Below are 22,050 nucleotides of genomic sequence, written 5' to 3' on the forward strand. Positions count from 1 at the left end.
CCCATTCCGAACACAGTAGTTAAGCTCGTTTACGGTGACAATACTTGGCTGGCGACGGCCCGGGAAGATAACTCGACGCGCACATTAAAAAAGCAGTAGCTTCGGCTACTGCTTTTTCTTTTGCTGACAGAGGGGAAAACGTCAGCGGGAGGTAGTCTGTTTGAGCCAGCGAAAGGCGCCAGCCATACCAGCGCTGTTGCCAAGCTCGGCAAAGCACAGCTTGGTTTGGGAAAGAACAAATGGATTGACAAAATGCTGCAGTTCGTCCTGGAGGATTGGCCGGAGGTAATCGCTCTGTGCCATAATACCCCCGCCAAGGACAATGGCGGCAGGGTTAAACAGACAGATGCAGGCGGCAAGCCCTTGTGCCAAAACCGCACATAATTGCTGAATTGCATTTTGACAAACCGTATCACCGGCTTGCGCGCGGGCAAAAATTTCCTTGCCGGTTAGCGCTTCACCCGTTTGCGACTTGATATTGCGGATAAGGGCAGAGGTGGAGGCTTGCTGCTCGAACAGGCTACCGCTCATCGGCATATAGCCGATCTCACCGGCGCTGCCGCTGTGGCCGTGCCAGATCTTGCCGTCAAGTACGATAGCGCCGCCGATGCCGGTGCCGACGGTGAGACAGAGTACACTGTCTGCACCGCGGCCTGCACCGTAGGCGGCTTCGCCGAGTGCGGCGCAGTTGACGTCATTCTCCACCGCACACGGCAAATGAAAGCGATTTTGCACGGCCTGTTTGAGATTGCGGCCGGTATATTCGGGAATATTCTCGTTAGCATAGAGGATTGCGCCGGTCATATGGTCCACCATGCCAGCGGTGGAAATCGCAATGCCTTCCGGCGTATATTGCTTATACAGGCTGTCGATCAGCTCCAGAATTTTCTGCTCAATGCCCGGACCGCGCAGCTGTTTGGCGTCCGTAGGAGTTTCCCAACGGTCATCAAATACAATCTGCCCGTTTTCCTCATGCGCTGCTCCGTACTTAATGGAGGTGCCGCCAATATCAAAACACAGAACCATGCTTATCGCCTCTTTCTTCAGAGATTATCCAAGCAGCGCGCAGAATGCTTCGGGTGATGCCGCGGAGAACAGCTGCTGCATCCGGCTCTCATCCATCAGGACTTCTGCCAGCTCACCGAGTAGGTCTAAGTGGCTGTCCGGATCGGTTGCAGCCAGCGTGATGACCAGACGGACCGGATCGTTTTCACCAGCGCCAAAGGACACCGGAGGATCAAAAGTCGTAAAGTTGAGCGCTAAGCGGACTGCGCCGCACTCTGGGCGAGCATGCGCCAGCGCCAGCCCTTTTGCCAGAACAAAATAGGGGCCGTTTTCGTGAACGGATGTGATCATCCCGTCAATATAGCTTTGCTGGATCGCGCCGGATGCAAGCAGGGGCGCGGCTGCCTGACGGATGGCGTCCTCCCAATTCTTTGCGTGCAAGCCGATCTGTACGTCTTGGGCTGTGATCGTTTCCAATAGCATTGTAATCGTTCCTCCTAAAATTCTGCGATCAGTTGGGCGACATTGACGTCTGCAAGCGAATTGCATAGACGGTATTGCCCATCGAACTGACAATATTTCGTTACTTCGTTGGGCACCACCAGAACGCGCATATGTGCGTTCAGACCGGCCAAAAGCCCATTGAGGGAGTCTTCCACCACCAGACATTCCTCCGGCGTGCAGCCGAGTTTTTCAGCTGCTTTGAGGAACAGGTCGGGATGGGGTTTGATGCGTTCGACATCTTCTGCTGTGACCAGCAGATCAAAATACGGCAGCAGGCCCAACCGTTCCAGATGGACGGTTGGTTTTTTTCGGCTGGAGGAGGTTGCAAGCGCAACGGACAGGCCGTTTGCATGCGCCTGCTTTAAAAAGTCCTCCACGCCGGGCTTTGCCGGCAGACGGCTGCTCTGTTCAATAAACTGCGCAAAGGTGTCCTTGGCGAAGGCATCGCGGTCCACCATGATGCCCTCGGCATCCAGCTTGCGGAACAGGTCCTCGGAATTGGAACCGACGCAGGTCAAGAATTCCTGTACAGACAGGTCATATCCCTTTTCCCTGCGGAACCATTCCACATAGATGTGATACCACACCACCTCGGTATCGACGATCAGTCCGTCGAAGTCCATAATAATCGTTTTCAGCATACTGACCTCTTTTTCCGTGATAACAAAAAGGCGCTGCCGCTTGATTGCAAACGGCAGCGCCGCTTTTCCGGGCTGTTATGCCTATTTGTTGCCGCGGGCCTTCTTGATCTTATCGATCAGCTCATCGTATTGCGGGGCATTGATGAAATCGGTCACAGCGATGCAATAGGCATCCTTTTGTACGTCCTTGACGCGGTCGAGCAGGAGCTCCTGTGTGACGACAACCTGACATTCGGTCGGCAGGTTTTCAATGGCAATATGGAATACCTTGATGTCATCCAGACCGGCTGCTTTACACTTCTTCTGTAAAACGGTCGCGCCCATGGCAGAGGAACCAATACCAGCGTCGCAGGCATAGGCAATGCGCGTTACCTTAGAGAAATCAAACTCTTCAATGCTTTCAAAAACGGAGGAGATGCGGCTCTTCTTGCCCTTGAGCTCGTTCATCGTCTGGGCTGCTTCCTTGAGCGATGCGTCATCGCCGCCGCCTGCACGCTTAATGAGCGGAATGGCCAGCACGAAGGTAGCGACACAAGCAGCCGCAATACCGAGAATGATCTTGAACTGGTCGCCGGGCGAGGACATGAGCATGATAGAGATGATGCTGCCGGGGGAAGCAACGCCGACCAAACCGACGTTCAGCATGGTGAATACCAGCGTGCCGCAAGCGCCGCCGACGATCAGCGGGAGAATGAGAATCGGGTTCATCAGCACGAACGGGAAATAGATCTCATGGATGCCGCCGAACAGGTGGATCACAGATGCACCCCAAGCAGAGGTCTTGGAAGAGCCCTTGCCGAAGAACATGTACGCGAGCAGAATGCCGAGACCGGGACCAGGGTTGGATTCGAGCAGGAACAAAACGGATTTGCCCAGCTCATCCAGTTGGAGCGTACCCATTGGGGTCAGGATGCCCTGACCGATCGCGTTGTTGAGGAACAACGGCTTGGCAGGCTCGATGAGGATTGCCGTCAGCGGCAGCAGATTGTTCTGCACCAGCACATTCACGCCGGCTGCAAATACGTTGGTCAGCGAGGAAATCGCAGGGCCGAGCCAGACGCAGCCAATGACGCTCAGGATCGCGCCGAGGATACCGACCGAGTAGTTGTTGACCAACAATTCGAAGCCCATCGGCACCTTGCCGTCAATTGCTTTATCAAACTGCTTGAGGATCCATGCGGACAGCGGGCCGAGGATCATCGCGCCAATGAACATCGTCACGCTTGAGCCGATGATAACGCCGATGGTTGCCACCGTGCCGATCACGCCGCCGCGGTAGTCATATACCATCTTGCCGCCTGCAAACGCGATCAGCAGCGGAAGCAGATAGTTGAGCATGGGTGTGATAAAGCTGCGAAGCATGTCATTGTCGATGGCAATGCCGACAGCGGTGAGCAGGCCCCATGCAATGAATGCACCGAGGTTTGGGATGACCATGCTGCTGAGTTTACTGCCGAATTTTTGAATCTTTACACGTGCTGACATTGAGTGTCACCCTCCTTAAATCGGAAATGAGTCGCTACCTTTCTTTTTGGCTTTCAAAACCGGTTACAGGGAAACTTCCTTGCCTTCCGCAATCGAGCGTTCGATCGCATCTACAACGCGCAAAGTGTCGAGCGCGTCCTCCGGAGTGATGATCGACTTGGTGCCGTTAATGATATTGCCGACAAAGGCCATGATCTCTTCGGACAGGTCGCCGGACGGTGCGCCGTTACAATTATACCAGTGACGGGAGTCAGGGTAAAGCACGCCGTTGCCAGTGACGAAGCGTACGCCGTTATCGCAGGCATCGACATAGGCAACGCCCTTGGTACCGACCAGCTCGACCTTATCGTCGATGATCGTGGGCGAATTCTCGGGCAGTACCCAGCAGGCTTCCAGACAGGCGACTGCACCGTTTTCATAAGTAACGATGGCGTAGATCACGTCATCCATGCCGTATTCCTTGAGCAGCACGCTGCGTGCCTTTGCAAATACCTTGACCGGCTTGCAGCCCATGAACCAGTTGACATAGTCGATGTCATGGATCATGACGTGCATGGACAGGTCGGAAGCACCGATATAGCGGCGGGGGCCGACGATCGGGCTGTTGCGGCGGCAATACATATGGATGATGTCGCCCAGCTCGCCTGCATCCAGACGTTGCTTGATCATGTTGAAGCGGGGATCGAAGCGCAGCAGGAAACCGAGCGAGAACACCTTGTCATAATCCTTGAGGATGGCATACATGGCTTCGCCATCGGCAAGCTCCTTGGCCAGCGGCTTCTCGAGCAGGATGTGCTTTTTGTTGGCAACCGCAATTTCCACTGCTTCGCGGTGCATGTTGTCGGGCAGAACAATGGAAACCGCGTCGATTTCCGGGTTTTCCAGCAGATCCTTGTAGTTTTTGTAGGTCTTGCAGCCGTACAGCTTCTCTGCCTCCGCGCGGCGGTCGTCGTTGTACTCGCAAACTGCAATCAGATCCACACCCGGCAGCTTATTGTAAATACCTGCATGGATTTGTCCCATTTGACCGAAACCGATTACGCCTACGTTCAGATGATTGTTCATGATACATTCTCCTTTTTATGTTAGCCTGATGTGAAGGGTTGACAAAAGTGATGACAGCCGACGGAGCTGCACAAGGTAATTTTTTTCATTTTGCCTGTTGCAAAATGGCGTGCGGTATACTATGATTGTTAAAGAATCAACTATCTTGGGGGAGGAAACCATGGCAGAACTGAGTTTTCAAAACCGGCTTCAGTTTTATGGCTTCCGGCTCAGCAAGAGCGAACAGAAAATCGCGGCCTATATTGTGACGCATCCGGAAGAGGCGGTTTCGACCGCCAGCCAGGAACTGGCGCAGGTGATCGGCACCTCGAACTCGACGCTGACGCGGTTTTGCAAAAAGCTGGATTACCGGAACTATATTGAGTTCCAGACGCTGCTGGCAGCGGAAGGAACGCCGGAACAGACACCGGATCAAACCATTCAGCGAATCAGCCATTACTATGCGCGCACGCTAGATGCTGCTTGCGAATTGGTTCGTCCGGAAGATCTGGATGCCTTTGTTGACCGGATCCATCAGGCGGATAAGATCCTGGTGTTTGGTCTGGGCAGCTCTGGCCTGACGGCAAGCGAACTCAATATGCGGCTCGTGCAGATGGGATTTACCTCGAGCGTGATGACGGATACCTTCCTGATGCGTGTGCAGTCCAGCCTGTTTTCGCCAAAGGATTTGATCATTGCGGTTTCCAATTCGGGTGAGACACCTGAAGTGGTCAGCGCGTGTCGAATCGCCAAATCGGCGGGAGTGCAGATTTGTCTGCTGACGCAGAACAGCCGGTCGGAGCTGGGGCTGATGGCAGATACCATCCTGCTGGCAGGGGATATCTGTCAGGTAGGGGATGAAAAATTCATCAATTCCCAAATGCCGTTGGTATTCCTGATCGATGCGGTGACTTACCGGCTGTTGGAAGACCCCACATGCCGGGAGAGTCGGGATCGTGCGTTGCAAACGCTGTTCCACCGGAGGTTTTGAGCGGAAAGAGCGCAAATGCGCTCTTTTATTTTGCGTAGATCGCGTCGGTGAACGTTTTGGTGATCAGCTGCGGACGGGTGATCGCGCCGCCGGTGACAACGGCATGTGCGCCAAGCTCGATGCAGCGCCGTGCTTTTTCCGGCGTATCCACATGGCCTTCCGCGATGACCGGTATGGAAACCGCGGTCAAAATGGCCTTGAGCCGGGCAAAATCATTGTCAGCTATGTTGTGTCCCTCGGATTGCGCGGTGTAGCCCATCAGCGTGGTGGAAACACAATCAAATCCCATTTGCGCGGCGCGAACGGCTTCGTCCAGCGTGGCGATATCGGCCATCAACAGCTTGCCGGGAGCCGCAGCTCGGGCGGCTTGAAAGAATGCTTCCAGCGATTCGCCCTGCGGACGTGGGCGGTCGGTGGCGTCGAATGCGATCATGCTGCACGGGGATTCCGCCAGCTCGCGAATCTCTCGCAGCGTAGGTGTAATATAAATCGGGGAATCGGGATAGTCGCGCTTGACGATGCCGATGATGGGAAGCGTGGTATTTTTAGCGATTTCTGCGATATCCTCCGGTGTGTTGGCACGGATGCCGACGGCCCCGCCTTCTGCCGCTGCACGTGCCATGCGGCCCATGATGAAGGAAGAATGCAGCGGTTCGTTGGGAAGCGCCTGACAGGATACGATCAATCCGCCTCGAACTTGAGAGAGCATGTGTTCCCCTCCTTGGTATTGTTTTCATAATCATTATATAAAGTGAAAATGTTTTCGTCAAGGGGGAATCAAATGCACGTATGATGAAAATATGTCATATTTTTTGAGCAATCCGACCAAAGATATGGAGGATTTCCCCTAAAAATCCTGAGCAATTTGATGAATGTGCGCATTCCGGTCAAAATGAGGAGGTCAGGGCGCAGAGCGGCAATCCGAAAGGGATCAGATGCCGTAGGGTTGCGGTATGGTCAATGGTGTGTGGAATGGAGTTGTTTCCGGTCGGTAGGAGAGCCGATACATATTGTCAAATTGTATAAAAGCTTGCGCTTTGTCTTAGATAATGCAACGAAATTCATGTTTTTCGCAATAAATGGATTGACAAAGGATAGGAAAAAGCGTTATTCTTGATTCACAAAAAGATACAGGCTTGTGACTGCTATGCAGGCAAGACCAAACGACCGAATAGGGATTGCTATATTCGGGTGTTTGGTCTTTTTTGTTTTTTCAGGAACAAAAGGTTTGGGAAAGGAGAATAGGGATGCGGCAGAACACTCGCAAAGCACATAAAAGCAGCGCAGCATCGGCATATACAGAGCCTGTGAAAAGAGAAATGGTTGTTCGGAGGGAGGCGTCATGACAGAGCAAGAACAAAACAACGGTGTGTATCGCATCAGCCGAGTGATCGGCAACAATTTTGTTTGCACGGTGGATGACGGCGGAAAAGAGATCATTTTGCGCGGGCTGGGTATCGGATTCAAAAAGCATGCGGGTGATTTGGTTCCGATGCAGCAGGTGGAGAAGATTTATGATTTGCGCGATCCCGAGAAATCGTCCCGGCTGCGCGATTTGCTGGCAGATGTATCGCCGGAATTTCTGGATGTCAGCACAGAGATCATTGAGACAGCAGAGCAACGGATCGGGCGGCGGCTGAGCGAAAATATTTATATCACGCTGACCGACCATATCTGCTTTGCTGTGGAACGGCTGCGCAGCGGCGTGCGTTATCCCAATCATCTGTTATGGGAAATCACCAATTTTTATCCGGCGGAATTTGCGATCGGAAAGCAAGCGCTCGACCTGATCGAGGAGAAGCTGGGCTTTCGACTGCCGGAGGATGAAGCCGGGTTCATCGCCCTGCATATCGTCAATGCCGAAATTGACGGTAAGATGGCAGACATGGTGCGCATCACCGAGCTGATTCGCAAGATCATCAGCGTGGTGCAGGAGTATTACGGGGTGACGCTGGATGAGCAGTCGCTCGATTACGGACGGTTTATCACGCATCTCAAGTTCCTCGGTCAGCGCATCACGCAAAACCGTTATGTGGCGGACGATGATTCGGAATTCCAGAACATGATCGTGCGGCGGTATCGGCAGGCGCACCAGTGTGCGGAAAAAATTCGGGCGGAGCTGCGGGAAGCGTTTGCCATTCAGCTGCCGTCTGAGGAAATGACGTTTTTGACCATTCATTTGCATCGTTTGGCTTTATCCATGGGAATCACAGATCAAAAGGAGTAAAAGTACATGAAAGACAAGATTTTTGGCGTATTACAGCGCGTCGGCCGCTCGTTTATGCTGCCGATCGCTATTCTGCCGGTTGCCGGCTTGTTCCTCGGCATCGGCGGTTCGTTTACCAATGAAACCATGCTGGAGACCTACGGTCTGATGAGCGTCATGGGACCGGGCACGTTCATCAACGCCATTTTGCAGGTACTGAATGCGGCTGGTTCGATTGTCTTTGATAACCTGCACATTATTTTTGCAATGGGTGTTGCGATCGGCATGGCCAAGCAGGAGAAGGAAGTTGCGGCCCTGTCTGCGGCGATCGCCTTTTTCGTCATGCATGCGACCATCGGCGCCCTGATCACCGACTTTGGCGCGCCCGACCTGTCCGGTGCGACTGCAAGCGTGCTGGGCATCAACTCGCTGCAAATGGGCGTGTTCGGCGGTATCATCGTCGGTCTGGGCGTTGCTGCACTGCACAATAAGTACTACAAAATCCAGCTGCCGCAGGTGCTCAGCTTCTTCAGCGGCACGCGCTTTGTACCGATCATCTCCGCGGCGGTTTATCTGGTGGTCGGCATTGCGATGTACTACATCTGGCCCGTTATCCAGAACGGCATCAATGCGCTGGGCGGCTTCGTGCTGGCATCCGGTTACGCAGGCACATGGCTGTATGGCTTCATCGAGCGTGCGCTCATTCCGTTTGGCCTGCATCACGTGTTCTATATCCCGTTCTGGCAGACCGCGCTGGGCGGCACGGCTATGGTCAACGGCGTGCTGGTCGAGGGTGCGCAGAACATCTTCTTTGCCGAACTGGCAACCCCGGGCATTGAGCATTTCTCGGTTGAGGCGACCCGCTTTATGGCCGGTAAGTTCCCGCTGATGATTTTTGGGCTGCCGGGCGCGGCGCTGGCACTGTACCGCTGCGCCAAGCCGGAAAACCGCAAGGCGGTTGGCGGCCTGCTGTTGTCCGCAGCGTTGACCTCGATGCTGACCGGTATCACCGAGCCGCTCGAGTTCACGTTCCTGTTTGTCGCTCCCGCAATGTATGTGGTGCACTGCATCTTTGCAGGCGCGTCGTACATGATTATGCACATCCTGAATGTCGGCGTCGGCCTGACGTTCTCGGGCGGCTTGATCGACCTGACGCTGTTCGGTATCATGCAGGGTAACGCCAAGACAAGCTGGCTGTGGATTCCGGTAGTCGGCGTGGTATACTTTATTGTTTATTACCTCGTATTCTCCTTTATGATTAAAAAGTTTGATTATAAGACCCCGGGCCGCGACGACAGCGAGATCAAGCTGTACACCCGCGCGGACGTAAACGCCCGCAAGGAAGGCGAAGCCGCAGCGGCGCAGGGCGGCGGAGATACCGCGTTGTCCCGTGAGATCATGATGGGCTTGGGCGGTAAGGCGAACATTTCGGACGTGGATTGCTGCATCACCCGTTTGCGCTGCACGGTGCATGATGCCTCCAAGGTCGATCAGCAGATGCTCAAGAATACAGGCGCGTCGGGCGTGATCTGTAAGGGCACAGGTGTGCAGGTTGTGTACGGCCCGCGCGTATCGGTCATCAAGTCCGATCTGGAGGCGTTCCTTGCATCGCCTGCCAGCAATGAGGACGCTCCGCAGGCGGCAGCAACAGTCGCGGCGGACAGCGCTCCCGCATCCACCGGCGCGCATGTGATCGCGTCCCCGCTGACCGGCAATGTTATTCCGCTGGAGCAGGTGGAGGACGGCGTGTTCTCCGAAAAAATGGTTGGTGACGGCTTTGCCGTCGAGCCGACGGATAATCAGGTGTACGCTCCGGCAGACTGTGAGGTTGCGACCGTATTCGGCACCAAGCATGCCATCGGTCTGACCACGACGGACGGCGTTGAACTGCTCATTCATCTGGGCATCGACACGGTGCAGATGAACGGTGCGCCGTTCACCATCGACGTGAAGGAGGGCGACAAGCTCAAGAAGGGCGACAAGATTGGCAGCTTTGACGAAAAGATGATTGTCGAAGCGGGCTACCGCACGGTGACACCGGTGGTCGTCACCAACTCGGACGTTTATACGACCTTTACCCTGCAAAAGACCGGCAAGGTCTCTGCGGGCGACGAGGTGCTGACCGTCGAGTAAACTGTTTTCAGCATAGCAAACCGCCCCCGTACTGCTTTTACAGCACGGGGGCGGTTTTGATATATTGTGATTTTTATGTAAGCCTATTTTTAGCGAGTGGGAAAACTCAGCCGTTGCCAGTGGGGATATAGGGCTGAATTGCGGATGCGACACCCGAGATCGGCATGGTTTGCAGCCAGATTTTGCCCGGGCCGGTCAGTATGGTGTTGAAAAAACCTTCTCCGCCGAGCAGTTTGTTCTTGATGCCCTTGACCTGTTGGATGTCGATGGACACGCTGGCATCAAAGCCGAGCACGTTGCCGGTGTCTACGACCATTTGCTCTCCGGACGCAAGCGTGTATTCCACCAGCTCGCCGTCCACCTCGACAAAGGCGGTGCCGCTGCCGGAAAGACGCTGCATGATGAAGCCTTCGCCGCCGAAGAAGCCTGCGCCCAGTTTCTTGTTGAAATGGACGGACAGCTGTACGCCGGCTTCCGAGGCGAGGAACGCGGTTTTTTGCAGGATGAATTCGCGCCCCGGTGCGACCTCGAGTGTGAGGATGCGGCCGGGGAAGCTCGAGCCGAAGGCGATCATGCCCGCACCGCGCGCGGTATAGATGTTTTGGAACATGCTTTCACCGGAAAATGCCTTGGAAAACATTTTGCCCAGACCGCCGCCTGAGGTCTCCATCTCCATGTTGGGGGTCATCCAGACCATGGAGCCTTTTTCTGTAATCATCTTTTCGCCGTCTGCCAGCTGGCATACAACGACCGGGAAAACGCCGCCTTTGAGTTCGTATTGCATCTTTTTTCTCCTTTCCTACGGGTGCAAAGTTATATCTGTTAAACGGGAGGGACGGCTCAGGCCGTCAGTCCCATATAACGCATCAGTATTTGCGCAGTTTGCGCTCGGGTGGCCGTTCCCTGCGGTTTGAGTAAGCCGTCGTCGCCGTTGATGATGCCGCTGCCGACCGCCCAGTTGAGCGGCTGCACCGCATAACTGCTGGCCTGCGCTGCATCGGCAAAGCCGGAGAGATTTTCCGACAGATTGACGGCCGTCATTCCTTCGCTCTGCGCAAAGCGGTACAACATGGCTGCCAGCTGCTCACGGGTGACCGGGTCTTTCGGGCCAAAACTTTGTTCGTCATAACCGGTGACGATTTGTTCGCTCGACGCCCAGCGAACCGCCTCGGTGTAGTAGGTATCGGATGCGATATCGTTGTACGGCATCAGATAGTTGACCACAGGACAGTCTGCCAGCCGCCACAGCACAACCGCCACCATACCGCGGCTGACATCACTCTCCGGCTCAAACGTGGTTTCGCTGGTGCCGTGCATGATATCGTTTTCCACCATGAAATCCACCGCTTGGTGGAACCAGTCGGTTTGCTGCACGTCGGAAAACATGGCGGAGGGACAATCAGAATCGTCTTGTGCGGCGGTATCTGTAATCAGCCGCTCGTCATAGACGCTCGCCGCAATCGCATCCGCATCCTGCTGGAAAAAGCGGACAAGCGCCTCATCGCAGGCGATGAACTGGCCGGTTTCTTCGGTCTGTGCCAGCTGCGGATAGTTCTCAGATACGGCGACAAAGTTGTTGGTTGCAACGGTGTAGATTTTGTCGGATTCAAGCGGGGCGCCCTGTACTTCAATCGAAAGCACACGGCTGCCCTTGGCAGCGGTTGGGTCATAGGTGACAGTCATGCCGCCGAATTGCAGATAGCTGCCGCTGTTTTCCGGCCATGCATCGGTTTTACCGCTGGCGTTGGCCGCGGCCGACTGCAGGCCGATATCGAGCGAGGTTTCCATGATTTCGGTCAGCGCAGCGCCGGTCACCTGCTTGGTGACGATGTAGTTGCCGTATGGGCTGACGCCGATGATATCGGCATAGGTCACATCGCTGGCCTCGATCGAGGCACGAATGCCGCCTGCGTTTTCAAACGCCACGTCCGCACCGGTTTCGAACAGATAGGCATCGCAAACGACATTGCCCAGATTCTGTTGGTCAATACGTAAATCTTCCCACACGCCATCAAGCGCGGCGAGTGTTTCACCGACTTTCTCCTCCAGCTTATCCTGCTGTGCGGCATGGATATCGTCCAGCACAGCGGAGACCGAAGCCTTGGCCGGATATGCCGCTGCATCGCTATACTGCATGGGCGTGACATTGATTTGCAGGTTTTCGACCGCGCCGTTCTCGTCCAGCGTGCCGGTCATCTCGATTAGGCTGAGCGAATACAGATAATAGCCGCTTTCGACCACACGCACGGATGCGCCGTCCGCGTCGGTGACGGTTTCGTTCAGCTGCAGATGTTCGTGACCGGACAGCCACAGGTCCACGCCGCCGACTTTGGCGGCCAGCCCGGCGGGATCATAGGTGTGTGTCAGACCGATAACCACGTCGCAGTTCTGAGCGCGCAGCGCATCGGCGGCTTGGTTTGCGTAGGCTGCGGCATCGGTGAAATCCAGCCCCGCAACATTGGCAGGCGTGGTGTCCTGCTTAATCGACGGGTCAATTACACCGAATAAACCGACCTTGAGTTCCTGTCCGCCAATCTGAACAGTTTCTGTGTAAAATGCATCGTCAAAGAAGGGCGTATTTGTGTCGGTTTCGACTACGTTGCCGGTAAGCATGGTCACGTCTGCGATTTCGCACAGCTCCTTCAGACGCTCTTTGCCGTAGCTCCAGTCGTGGTTTCCCGCGGTGACTGCGTCGTAGCCGCAGGCCTTGAGCAGCTGTGCGACGCTTTCGCCCTGCACGAGCGTTGCAATCGGCTGACCGTGGAACAGGTCGCCCGAATCGAGCACCAGATCAAGGTCGGCGCTGGCGGTATAGTCGTCTATCACGCCTGCAAGCCGCGCCATACCGATAATGCCGCTCCCCGCGTTTTCCTCCACACGGGCGTGAATATCGTTGGTATGTACGATACGGATCGAAAAAGTCCGATCGGTTTGGTTGGCTGCCAGCGCGGCATTTGGTAAGAGCAGATTGAGCAGAAAAACGATTGCGATAAGGCGCGTAAAACGCGGTTTGTGTGTCATAAGCATTCTCTCCATTGACATGTTTTTGGCTGCGGTGTGCCACGGCCCTGATATATTCTATTGTACCACAGACTGCTGGACAAGTGGGGGAAAATTATAATAGAGTCAAGTTGGTGTCTCGTTTGGCCGTTCCATCGTATTCCAAGGTAGAAATGCGCAGCAGTCCGACGCAGAAGGATAATATCGGAGCCGTTTATAAAGCGAAGAAAAGCTATAGACATTTGTATCCATATCGTGTAATCTTGGAAAGGAAGATTTCGATTTACGCGACCTTTGTCTCGTGATAACCAATAAGAATACAAATTCCTCATCAGTTTTTGTATACTAAAGACAGGATTTCTGTTTATATAATGCGTTTCTTCTGGAACAAAATGAGGTGCACAATACGTTGATGACGATTTTGTTGCAGAATATTTTGACCACCGATGCTTTCGTGGCGCATCTTCAAAAATAGGAGATTTTGCAGCTGGAAAGCACGGACGAAACCAGAAAACATTCTTATGCTATGAGAGGTGAAAAAATGAAACGAATTTTTTTGTTTGTGCTGGACTCTTTTGGCATTGGACAAATGCCGGATGCTGAAAAATTCGGAGATGTGAATGTCAACACACTGGCTGCGTGTGCCGCATCGAAGGAATGTCGGATTCCGAATATGATTGAGGCCGGTTTGGGTTGTATTGACGGCGTGACATGCCTGCCTGCGCCGGAGGGTGTACCCGGCGGGGCGTATGCCCGCCTGACGGAGGCGTCCATGGGAAAGGATACCACCATTGGACACTGGGAGCTAGCGGGTGTGATTTCAAAAAAACCGTTGCCCACGTATCCGAATGGTTTTCCGGAAGAAGTGCTCAAACCCTTTGAGCAGGCCACCGGCAGAGGCGTCCTTGCCAACATTCCCATTTCCGGCACGGAAGTGATTGCAAAATATGGCGATGAACATGTCCGCACCGGTAAGCTGATTGTGTATACCTCAGCCGATTCGGTATTTCAGATTGCCGCCCATGAAGACGTTGTGCTGTTGGAGGAACTGTATCGATGCTGCCGGATTGCACGACAGCAGCTTCAGGGGAAGCATGGCGTAGGGCGTGTGATTGCCCGTCCCTTTGTGGGGACTTCGGGCGCATACACGCGCACGGCCAACCGGCATGATTTTTCTCTGGAACCGCCGGCTGAAACAATGCTGGATGCCATTCAGGCAGCGGGGCTGGATTCCATTGCCGTGGGCAAAATATTTGATATTTTTGCCGGGAGAGGCATTACAGAGAAGGTATATACCAAATCCAATGCCAATGGTTTGGAGTATGCAATGGAGTATGCCAAGCGTGATTTTCACGGCCTCTGTTTTATCAATCTGGTGGATTTTGATATGTTGTATGGCCATCGCCGCAACGTCGACGGTTATGCGAAGGCTCTGGAAGAATATGGCGCATGGCTGCCGGCGTTCATGGAGCAGATGGGAGAAGATGACGTAGTCATGATTACCGCAGATCATGGCTGCGATCCCTCTTATCAGGCTACTACCGATCATACCAGAGAATATGTGCCGCTGTTGGTTATGGGGCAGAGCATTCAGCCCGTTAATCTGGGAACGCGCACCAGTTTTTCCGATGTCGCGGCAACCATACTGGAGATGCTGCAGGTTCCCGCCAATATTTCTGGCAGCAGCTTTGCACAGAAGCTGCAGTGAGAATTTGCCGGAAACGGCCAATCCGCTCTCTCATACGGCAATCCCGTATGGTATCAAAAAAACGAGCGGGAGAACACAGATGATAAATTCCAATATTTGAATTGCATATTTTCCCATTAGATTGTAAAATAAGGTTAATCCTTTTCTGGTTTTCCAATATTACAGCGATAATCAGTTATGCAAAAGGAATGCGGAGGAAAAAACAATGGGGAAAAAATGCTTTGTTATCATGCCGTTTTCGAAAACGACCGACGTGCATGATGAAAACTATTGGACGGAATTTTTCAATATAATAAAGAGAATAATGGAGAGCAACGGATATTCTTGCACAAGATCTGAAGTAGGACCATATAAATTATTTTCCAATATTGTCGCTAATATAGAAAACAGCGATGTCGTTGTTGCGGTTTTGACAGATTTTAATTCCAACGTATGGTATGAGTTAGGAATTCGGCATACTTTGAAGACTGGTACAATTATGCTTTTGCAGGATGATCAATCTCCTCCCTTTGATATAAAAGACTTTGGTATTATATTCTATAAAGAATCGCTGGGTTTGGAACAACGGATTCAAATTCAAATCGAGGATTATCTGACAAAAATGGATGTAGAAGCTCATGATAGTCCTGTAATTAGTGCGCTTAACAATAAGGTATATAATAGTGTCGAAAAAAGATTAGAGGAAATGCAAAAATTAATTTGGAGTCTTGTTGATGAATCATCGTCTACACATAAACGAGTAAAAAGTAATATCAAAGAGGGACAACTTAAAGTATTATGGGTAGACGACTATCCCATCAATAATGAAGCCATAATGAACCTTTTCAAAAGTAAAAATGTTCAATTTGATATCGCAATATCGACAGATCAAGGAATCGAATTGTTCCAAAGAGAATCCTATGACATCATTATTACGGATATGGGACGAGGTTCTGAAAGTGACGCTGGCCTCTCGTTATTAAAGGAACTTAAAGATTTGCATTGCAAAACACCGGTAATTGTGTATGCCAGCTATACTGCAATAAAAAAATATGGGAATGAGGCACGTCAATTAGGCGCCTATACCATTACATCAGGAGTCAAAAGCATCATTTCTTCGATTTCAGAAATATTACAGGTATAATAAGCGCACTTTATATTTAGCAAAAATTCCTTTCTTTGTACAAGGTGCAAGAAAGGAATTTTTTTATTCTAACCAAACTGTTTGAAAAAAGATAAAAGATTATAAGGCAGTTATTGTATGTTATAATGATAAAAATTCTTTTTCAGAGGAGGTATGTCCTTGCTGCGGCAGATCAAATACTTTCAAGCCGTTGTGCGCAACAACAGCTTTTCAGAGGCGGCGGAACAATGCCACATATCGCAGTCGGCCATATCTCAGCAGATCAAGGCGTTGGAAACAGAACTGGGGTTTCCGCTGTTGGAGCGGAAAAATCGAAAGTTTGTTTTGACTCCTGCTGGGGAATATTTCTACAAGAAGAGTCTGGTGCTGATTGCTGATTATGAGCAAATGTGCAGAGAGGCCGCCAAGATCGCCCATGGAGATGCGGCGGTCTTAAAGCTTGGCTACCTGCGCAGTTACAACAGCCCGGAAGTTCTTCAAGCGCTGGAGGAGTTTTCGGCAAAATACCCGGACATTTCCGTCCAGCTTCTGTACGGAAACCATGAAGAATTATTCACTTTGCTCCGCACCGGTGGCGCAGATCTGGTGCTCAATGATCAGCGGAGAGCCTTTTCCGATGAATATGTCAACCTGATTCTGACTACCAGCAGGATGTATATTGAGCTGGCGGCCCGGAATCCCGTGGCCACACTTTCCTCGGTCACAGTGCAGGAATTGAAAAACATTCCCTGCATTCTGGTGGCCTCCAAAGAACAGCAGGCCATTGAGAAAGCGTTTTACCAGACGATCATCGGCATACAGGGCGAAATCCTCTATGCGGAAAATCTGGAGGAGGCGCGTATGATGGTCGTCAGCGGACAGGGCTTCTTGCCGGTGGAGGGCAGCAGCCAGACGATGCCCGTTGGCGCTTCCGTTCGTCGTGTTCTTCTTTGCCGCGGAGAGGAACAGATTGCCCGCAACTATTGTCTGTTCTGGAAAAAAGATAACTCCGGCTATTATGTGGAGGAATTTTCCGATATTCTGCGAAGGAAATTTGAATCGTCAACCGGCGATGTTTTATGACTGCTCTCGCTCTGCGAGGGCAGTTTTTTCGTATAAGATAAACTTATCAAACGGAGCTGAAACTCAAATTGATTGGGCAATTGCAGATTTTTATAATTATAGTAGACCGTTCAAAGGAATTTGAAATTAAGGAGACATTCAAATGGCAAAACTTGTTGCGTTCTACTCACGGGCCGATGAGAATTATTTTGGCGGTCAATACCGCAGCGTTGCAGTGGGCAACACGGAAAAGGTCGCAAACATGATTGCGGAAGCTGTCGGCGGAGAACGGTTCAAAATCCAGCAGAAAATCCCCTATGCAGCCGACTATCAGACCTGCATCCAACAGGCGAAGGCGGATCAGCGCAGCCACGCCCGGCCGGAACTGGAAGTGCTTCCGGATAGTTTAGACGGCTATGATGAAATTTATCTGGGCTATCCCAACTATTGGGGTGATATGCCGATGGCGGTTTACACCTTTCTGGAGGTTTTTGACTGGACGGGCAAAACCATCTACCCCTTCTGTACCCATGAAGGCAGCGGCTTGAGCGGGACTGAACGGAAAATTGCACGCACCTGCAAGGGTGCCGACGTCAAAAAAGGTCTGGCGCTTTACGGCTCCTATGTAGACCAAAGCGGCGAAGCGGTTTTGCAATGGCTCAAAAGGATTGGAAAGGACGGGACATGATAAATGAATCAAAAGGTAATGATTTTGACCGGCGCCAGCCAGATCGGTATGGCCATTGCCCGCCGGATGGGGTATGGAATGAAAATCGTCGTGGGCGATAAAAAGCCGGAAAACGCTCAGGCCATCGCAAAAATCATGAATGACGCCGGCTTTGATGTGGTGCCGATGGAGATGGACCTCTCCAGCCGGGTATCCATCCAGTACATTATCGCCGAGGCGCAGAAATACGGCGACATCACCATGATGGTCAATGCCGCCGGGGTCTCACCCAGTCAAGCGCCCATCGAGGCCATCTTGAAGGTGGATCTGTACGGCACGGCGGTCCTTCTGGAGGAAGTAGGGAAGGTAATTGCGCCCGGCGGCGTGGGTGTGACCATCTCCAGCCAGTCCGGCCACCGAATGAAGCAGCTCACCCCGGAGGAGGATGAACAGCTGGCGTGCACCCCCACGGACAAATTGCTGGAATTGCCTTTGCTCCAGCCAGAGAATATCCGTGACACCCTGCACGCGTACCAACTCGCCAAGCGGTGCAACGAAAAGCGTGTCATGGCAGAGTCCGTTCGATGGGGAGCAAAGGGGGCGCGGATTAACTCCATTTCTCCCGGTATTATTGTCACGCCTTTGGCCATCGACGAGTTTAACGGTCCCCGCGGGGACTTCTACAAAAATATGTTTGCAAAGTGCCCTGCCGGGCGTCCCGGCACAGCGGACGAAGTGGCCAATGTTGCGGAACTGCTGATGAGCCATAAGGGTGCCTTCATCACGGGCGCTGACTTTCTCGTTGATGGCGGAGCAACTGCCTCTTATTTCTATGGGCCGCTGAAACCTTAAATTTGCAAAGCCGTTAGGGTGAGGCAATGGTTAAGAGAAATGGTGTTTTGCGCCAGCTTCACGAGGAAATGCAGACGCATCCCTGTAGGTAAACCAATGTCAAGGATTGTGAGGGCGACCCCAATACAGTCAACATCGATGCAGGGGGGTAGCAGATTCCATGTCGGCTCTCGATGAACGAGAGCAGGTGAAAAAGCCTATAAATCTGTAATTTTCTGTGTTTCATGCCCGATTTTTCTGATGATTCATCAATATCTCTGGAGAGTCAGAATTGTTGCTTATTATACGGGAATCAGAAGATTAACCCTATAGAAGCGCTGAGAAAAGATATGTACGATGGTAAAAATCAATGGACAGCGGCATTTCGTTAAATGGAAGAGCAAATAAAAAAATTGACAATCATGCTTTTGAGTGATAAAGTGATAATAAACCGATGAGAGAGTGTAAGTAACTTCAGTGATGCTTCACAGAGAGCTGCGGAGGGTGAGAACGCGGTATGACAGAACTGAAGCGAATGGGCTTTTGAGGGTGAGCTGAAAGATGGAGTAGTAGGCAAGCCGGAGAACCAACTCCGTTACCAAAGAAAGCATATGTTGATGTGCATGAGAGGATACAGTGGATTGTATCAAGCCGGGTGGCACCGCAGGAGTATGATGAAATCAAAGCTCTTGTCCCTGCAATGATGAGTAATTGCAGGGACAGGGGCTTTTTTTAACGTAAAAAGGAGAGACAGCAAATGAAACTGGAAAATTATGAAGTTCATCTTCCCAATTATTCCATTGGGGATCGGATTTACGATAAAATCGGGCCGGTATGCGAATCTTATGGAGAAAAGGTTCTTGTCATTGGGGGCAAAAAGGCACTGGCAGCCGCTTATGATAAGATTGAGAAATATGTCAAGCAGACAAATCTCAAAATCATCGGCAAAGAAATTTACGGAGAAAATTGTACCTATGCCACGGTGGAGAAGCTCCGGCAGATGCCGCTATATCAGGAAGCGGATATGGTGTTCGGCGTGGGCGGTGGAAAAGCGCTGGATACGGTGAAGTGCTTGTGTATAACGGACGACAAACCGGTTTTTGCGTTTCCAACGATTGCGTCCAATTGTTCGGCCTGTACGTCTGTTTCCATTATGTATAACGAGGACGGCAGCTTTTTAAAACCCCATTTTTTCATCCGTCCAGTCATGCATTCGTTTATTGATACGGAGATTATCGCAAAGGCGCCAAGCCAGTATATGTGGGCTGGAATCGGCGATACCTATGCGAAATATTATGAAGCAATGATTTCCTCGAGAGGAGAGCGGCTGGAGCATTTTACGGCTCTTGGCGTGGCGGTCAGCGTGATGTGCCGGAATCCGTTGATTGATTACGGCAGACAGGCATTTGAGGATCATAAAAAAGGACTCTGCACCTACGATGTAGAGCAGGTGGTTCTGGCTATCGTGGTAACGACGGGCATTGCCTCGATCTTTTTGACCAAGGATTATACGCCAGATTACAACAGCGGCTTGGCACATGCGGTCTTCTATGCCATGACGTCTTACCCTGTCATTGAGGAAAGACACTTGCACGGCGAAGTAGTTGGCTTTGGCGTGCTGCTGGCGCTGCTTGTCGACCATCAGTATGAGGAATTTGAGAAGATTTACAAATTAAATCGCGCAATAGGGCTTCCGGTTTCGCTGGAACAAATCGAAATTACAGAAAGTCAGTGGCAGGAATGTATGGAACGGATTCCGGAGATGTCGGACATCGCGCATTATCCATATCGAGTTACAAAAGCAATGCTGGAAGAAGCCATGCATCAGTTAAAAGAAAGAGTGAGAAACGAAGGCCATGAAGAAAACTAAGGCAGGAGCTGCCATTCTGGGTGTATCCTTTGTATGGTTTACAACACATTTTGGGGGCGGTTTTGCTTCCGGCGCACAGATTTACAGTTACTTTGTACGGTATGGCGCTTGGTGTCTGATCATGCCGGTGCTTGCCATGCTGTACAATATGGTGTTTTTTGCCTATGGTCTGCGGTTTGCCAAAAAGCACGCGGTTTATGATTACCGGTCCTATAATAATGCATTTTACGGAAGGTTTGCACCGGTGTTTTCCAACCTGTTCGAGGTGCTGTATATCTGTGTCATGTGTGTAGCTCCGGCAGTGGCCTTTGCCACAGGAGGGGCCACGTTAAGTGAGCTGACGGGAATTCCGTATCTGCTGTGTACGTTTCTGATAGGAATTTTCATTTTTGTGGTGGCGATTTTTGGAACAGACCTGGTGCGAAAAGTGGCTTCGGTATTATCCGTTTGTATCATTGCCGGACTGATTGTTGTGTATGTTCCAAATATTATTGCAAACTTTTCCACAATTACGGATGCAGTACAAAACATGAATGCGGCGCAGTTTCCGCTGAAAGATGCCCTGTATTCAGCTTTTCTGTACGGAACGTTCCAGCTCTCTAACATTGCGGTGTTTGTGCAGCATGCAAAATCATTTGCCAGCCCGGATGATGCCGTGAAAAGCATGGGGATGGGATTTGTGGTCAACTCTCTGATTATGGTCATGGTCGTACTTGGTCTGATGACGGTTTATACCAATCCCGATGTTGCCGGACAAAGTGTGCCGACGCTGTTTATGGTACAAAGCGGAGTCGGGGCATCCTTTATGACGCCGCTGATTTCGATTTTGATTATTCTGGGAGCGGTATCTACAGCGGTTAATATGGTGGCGGCTATGGTAAAGCGAATCTGCGGCGAGACAAAAGAGGCTGCGGCAAAGAACGAAAAAAGAGGGTTTCATACGACCAAAAAGGAGATCATCGCAGCCCTTGTGTGCTGCGTGGTTGATTTTGGAATCGCGCAGTTTGGGCTGCTGACACTGATTCAGAAAGCATACAGCGGCATCGCCTATCTGGCTATTCCGGTCATTCTGGTTCCGTATCTTATCCATATGGTTGCCACAAGATTTGATACAAAAGAAAATACGTAAAAAGGCATATTTTGATGTTGGAATCGTCTTGCCGCTATCCTTGCAGTGATAACAGGTATATCAAGCCATGCAATTGATTCGCTCAATAATATCAGACAATATGGAGTTTTGTAGATGATAAAAATGCTTTTTGTATGCCACGGCAATATTTGCCGCAGCCCGATGGCGGCTTATGTGATGCGGGATATGGTGCGTAAAGCGGGGCTGTCCGACCGGTTTACCATCGACTCGGCGGCGACCAGCCGCGAGGAGATTGGCAATCCGGTCTATCCCCCTGCGCGCCGCAAGTTGGCAGAGCATGGGATTGCCTGTGAAGGACATGCAGCCAGACAGCTGCGCAGCAGCGATTATGACGAATATGATCTGCTGATCGGCATGGATCATGCGAATATCCGAAATATGCAGCGTATGTGCGGCGGCGATCCTGACGGTAAGATCCAGCTGCTGCTGGACTATACTGACCGACCCGGTCAAGAGGTTGCAGACCCTTGGTATACGGGAAATTTTGAGGCGACTTGGCGGGATGTCGAGGATGGCTGCCGGGGACTGCTGCAAATGTGCTGTGAGCAGATGATGTAACAGGATGGACCTGTTGACAAAATCCCCAGATGCTCAGTTTCTATGATATAATAGAAACAAAGGAGGGATGGAGCATGATGGGACGGCAAAGTG

Annotated in this window: 19 protein-coding genes; 11 read left to right on the forward strand and 8 right to left on the reverse strand. The window is 51.7% G+C overall.

Annotation, left to right across the window (positions count from 1 at the left end; translation table 11 throughout):
- Nucleotides 1–141: 141 nt before the first annotated feature.
- The 5 genes from ABGT74_RS08220 to ABGT74_RS08240 form a co-directional block, all read right to left on the reverse strand.
- Nucleotides 142–1,026 carry an ROK family protein gene (locus tag ABGT74_RS08220; protein ID WP_297283985.1) on the reverse strand — a complete coding sequence of 295 codons (885 nt, stop codon included), beginning with the start codon at nt 1,024–1,026 and terminating at the stop codon, nt 142–144.
- A gap of 24 nt (nt 1,027–1,050) precedes the next feature.
- Nucleotides 1,051–1,488, reverse strand: a complete 438-nt coding sequence (locus ABGT74_RS08225) for a PTS sugar transporter subunit IIA (RefSeq protein ID WP_297283984.1) — start codon at nt 1,486–1,488, stop codon at nt 1,051–1,053.
- Nucleotides 1,489–1,502: 14 nt separating this feature from the next.
- Nucleotides 1,503–2,150: an HAD family hydrolase gene (locus ABGT74_RS08230; protein ID WP_346705168.1), complete on the reverse strand. Its 648-nt coding sequence runs from the start codon at nt 2,148–2,150 to the stop codon at nt 1,503–1,505.
- Nucleotides 2,151–2,231: 81 nt separating this feature from the next.
- The gene (locus ABGT74_RS08235; RefSeq protein ID WP_346705169.1) at nt 2,232–3,635 is read right to left on the reverse strand and encodes a PTS mannitol transporter subunit IICB; all 1,404 of its coding nucleotides are present in this window, start codon (nt 3,633–3,635) and stop codon (nt 2,232–2,234) included.
- Nucleotides 3,636–3,698: 63 nt separating this feature from the next.
- Nucleotides 3,699–4,700 (reverse strand): Gfo/Idh/MocA family oxidoreductase, encoded by a 1,002-nt coding sequence (locus tag ABGT74_RS08240; protein WP_297283981.1) that lies wholly within the window; start codon nt 4,698–4,700, stop codon nt 3,699–3,701.
- A gap of 160 nt (nt 4,701–4,860) precedes the next feature.
- Here ABGT74_RS08240 and ABGT74_RS08245 point away from each other — a divergent pair, with 160 nt between their 5' ends.
- On the forward strand, nt 4,861–5,670 hold the full coding sequence (locus ABGT74_RS08245; protein ID WP_297283980.1) for a MurR/RpiR family transcriptional regulator: 810 nt from the start codon (nt 4,861–4,863) through the stop codon (nt 5,668–5,670).
- 25 nt (nt 5,671–5,695) lie between these two features.
- On the opposite strand, the gene ABGT74_RS08250 is transcribed toward ABGT74_RS08245, so the two are convergent.
- Entirely contained in the window at nt 5,696–6,379 is a 684-nt protein-coding gene (locus ABGT74_RS08250; protein ID WP_297283979.1) for an N-acetylmannosamine-6-phosphate 2-epimerase, read from the reverse strand.
- Nucleotides 6,380–7,012: 633 nt separating this feature from the next.
- On the opposite strand from ABGT74_RS08250, the gene ABGT74_RS08255 reads away from it, so the two are divergent.
- Together ABGT74_RS08255 and ABGT74_RS08260 are read left to right on the forward strand one after the other, a co-directional pair.
- Nucleotides 7,013–7,897 (forward strand): PRD domain-containing protein, encoded by an 885-nt coding sequence (locus ABGT74_RS08255; protein WP_346705170.1) that lies wholly within the window; start codon nt 7,013–7,015, stop codon nt 7,895–7,897.
- 6 nt (nt 7,898–7,903) lie between these two features.
- Nucleotides 7,904–10,009, forward strand: coding sequence for a glucose PTS transporter subunit IIA (locus ABGT74_RS08260; protein WP_346705171.1), 2,106 nt, complete (start codon nt 7,904–7,906; stop codon nt 10,007–10,009).
- Nucleotides 10,010–10,115: 106 nt separating this feature from the next.
- Here the strand turns inward: ABGT74_RS08260 and ABGT74_RS08265 are convergent, their stop codons facing one another.
- Together ABGT74_RS08265 and ABGT74_RS08270 are read right to left on the reverse strand one after the other, a co-directional pair.
- Nucleotides 10,116–10,793: a TIGR00266 family protein gene (locus ABGT74_RS08265; protein ID WP_297283976.1), complete on the reverse strand. Its 678-nt coding sequence runs from the start codon at nt 10,791–10,793 to the stop codon at nt 10,116–10,118.
- Between the two features lie 56 nt (nt 10,794–10,849).
- Entirely contained in the window at nt 10,850–13,030 is a 2,181-nt protein-coding gene (locus tag ABGT74_RS08270) for a 5'-nucleotidase C-terminal domain-containing protein (protein ID WP_297283975.1), read from the reverse strand.
- 520 nt (nt 13,031–13,550) lie between these two features.
- Between ABGT74_RS08270 and ABGT74_RS08275 the strand changes: the two genes are divergently transcribed.
- The 8 genes from ABGT74_RS08275 (at nt 13,551) to ABGT74_RS08310 (ending at nt 21,957) form a co-directional block, all read left to right on the forward strand.
- Nucleotides 13,551–14,717, forward strand: a complete 1,167-nt coding sequence (locus ABGT74_RS08275; protein ID WP_346705172.1) for a phosphopentomutase — start codon at nt 13,551–13,553, stop codon at nt 14,715–14,717.
- 205 nt (nt 14,718–14,922) lie between these two features.
- A complete protein-coding gene (locus tag ABGT74_RS08280; RefSeq protein ID WP_297283973.1) occupies nt 14,923–15,840 on the forward strand; it encodes a response regulator in 918 nt (305 codons plus the stop codon).
- A gap of 159 nt (nt 15,841–15,999) precedes the next feature.
- The gene (locus ABGT74_RS08285) at nt 16,000–16,902 is read left to right on the forward strand and encodes a LysR family transcriptional regulator (RefSeq protein WP_297283972.1); all 903 of its coding nucleotides are present in this window, start codon (nt 16,000–16,002) and stop codon (nt 16,900–16,902) included.
- A 142-nt stretch (nt 16,903–17,044) separates the two neighbouring features.
- Complete coding sequence (locus tag ABGT74_RS08290) at nt 17,045–17,569, forward strand: flavodoxin (protein WP_297283971.1); 525 nt, start codon at nt 17,045–17,047, stop codon at nt 17,567–17,569.
- A 3-nt stretch (nt 17,570–17,572) separates the two neighbouring features.
- The gene (locus ABGT74_RS08295; protein ID WP_297283970.1) at nt 17,573–18,400 is read left to right on the forward strand and encodes an SDR family oxidoreductase; all 828 of its coding nucleotides are present in this window, start codon (nt 17,573–17,575) and stop codon (nt 18,398–18,400) included.
- A gap of 736 nt (nt 18,401–19,136) precedes the next feature.
- On the forward strand, nt 19,137–20,249 hold the full coding sequence (locus ABGT74_RS08300; protein ID WP_297283969.1) for an iron-containing alcohol dehydrogenase family protein: 1,113 nt from the start codon (nt 19,137–19,139) through the stop codon (nt 20,247–20,249).
- Nucleotides 20,236–21,378, forward strand: a complete 1,143-nt coding sequence (locus ABGT74_RS08305) for a hypothetical protein (protein WP_346705173.1) — start codon at nt 20,236–20,238, stop codon at nt 21,376–21,378. The genes ABGT74_RS08300 and ABGT74_RS08305 overlap by 14 nt, the downstream gene beginning before the upstream one ends.
- A gap of 114 nt (nt 21,379–21,492) precedes the next feature.
- Nucleotides 21,493–21,957, forward strand: coding sequence for a low molecular weight protein-tyrosine-phosphatase (locus ABGT74_RS08310; protein ID WP_346705174.1), 465 nt, complete (start codon nt 21,493–21,495; stop codon nt 21,955–21,957).
- Nucleotides 21,958–22,050 lie beyond the last annotated feature (93 nt).

Origin of the sequence: uncultured Agathobaculum sp. (genome assembly GCF_963927765.1) — a bacterium.
Classification (GTDB): domain Bacteria; phylum Bacillota; class Clostridia; order Oscillospirales; family Butyricicoccaceae; genus Agathobaculum.

Coding starts and splice junctions, on each gene's coding strand:
- ABGT74_RS08250 (WP_297283979.1), bottom strand. CDS start 6,379: ATGCTCTCTCAAGTTCGAGGCGGATTGATCGTATCCTGTCAGGCGCTT.
- ABGT74_RS08255 (WP_346705170.1), top strand. CDS start 7,013: ATGACAGAGCAAGAACAAAACAACGGTGTGTATCGCATCAGCCGAGTG.
- ABGT74_RS08290 (WP_297283971.1), top strand. CDS start 17,045: ATGGCAAAACTTGTTGCGTTCTACTCACGGGCCGATGAGAATTATTTT.
- ABGT74_RS08240 (WP_297283981.1), bottom strand. CDS start 4,700: ATGAACAATCATCTGAACGTAGGCGTAATCGGTTTCGGTCAAATGGGA.
- ABGT74_RS08310 (WP_346705174.1), top strand. CDS start 21,493: ATGATAAAAATGCTTTTTGTATGCCACGGCAATATTTGCCGCAGCCCG.
- ABGT74_RS08245 (WP_297283980.1), top strand. CDS start 4,861: ATGGCAGAACTGAGTTTTCAAAACCGGCTTCAGTTTTATGGCTTCCGG.
- ABGT74_RS08220 (WP_297283985.1), bottom strand. CDS start 1,026: ATGGTTCTGTGTTTTGATATTGGCGGCACCTCCATTAAGTACGGAGCA.
- ABGT74_RS08225 (WP_297283984.1), bottom strand. CDS start 1,488: ATGCTATTGGAAACGATCACAGCCCAAGACGTACAGATCGGCTTGCAC.
- ABGT74_RS08270 (WP_297283975.1), bottom strand. CDS start 13,030: ATGACACACAAACCGCGTTTTACGCGCCTTATCGCAATCGTTTTTCTG.
- ABGT74_RS08235 (WP_346705169.1), bottom strand. CDS start 3,635: ATGTCAGCACGTGTAAAGATTCAAAAATTCGGCAGTAAACTCAGCAGC.
- ABGT74_RS08260 (WP_346705171.1), top strand. CDS start 7,904: ATGAAAGACAAGATTTTTGGCGTATTACAGCGCGTCGGCCGCTCGTTT.
- ABGT74_RS08280 (WP_297283973.1), top strand. CDS start 14,923: ATGGGGAAAAAATGCTTTGTTATCATGCCGTTTTCGAAAACGACCGAC.
- ABGT74_RS08230 (WP_346705168.1), bottom strand. CDS start 2,150: ATGCTGAAAACGATTATTATGGACTTCGACGGACTGATCGTCGATACC.
- ABGT74_RS08305 (WP_346705173.1), top strand. CDS start 20,236: ATGAAGAAAACTAAGGCAGGAGCTGCCATTCTGGGTGTATCCTTTGTA.
- ABGT74_RS08300 (WP_297283969.1), top strand. CDS start 19,137: ATGAAACTGGAAAATTATGAAGTTCATCTTCCCAATTATTCCATTGGG.
- ABGT74_RS08265 (WP_297283976.1), bottom strand. CDS start 10,793: ATGCAATACGAACTCAAAGGCGGCGTTTTCCCGGTCGTTGTATGCCAG.
- ABGT74_RS08295 (WP_297283970.1), top strand. CDS start 17,573: ATGAATCAAAAGGTAATGATTTTGACCGGCGCCAGCCAGATCGGTATG.
- ABGT74_RS08275 (WP_346705172.1), top strand. CDS start 13,551: ATGAAACGAATTTTTTTGTTTGTGCTGGACTCTTTTGGCATTGGACAA.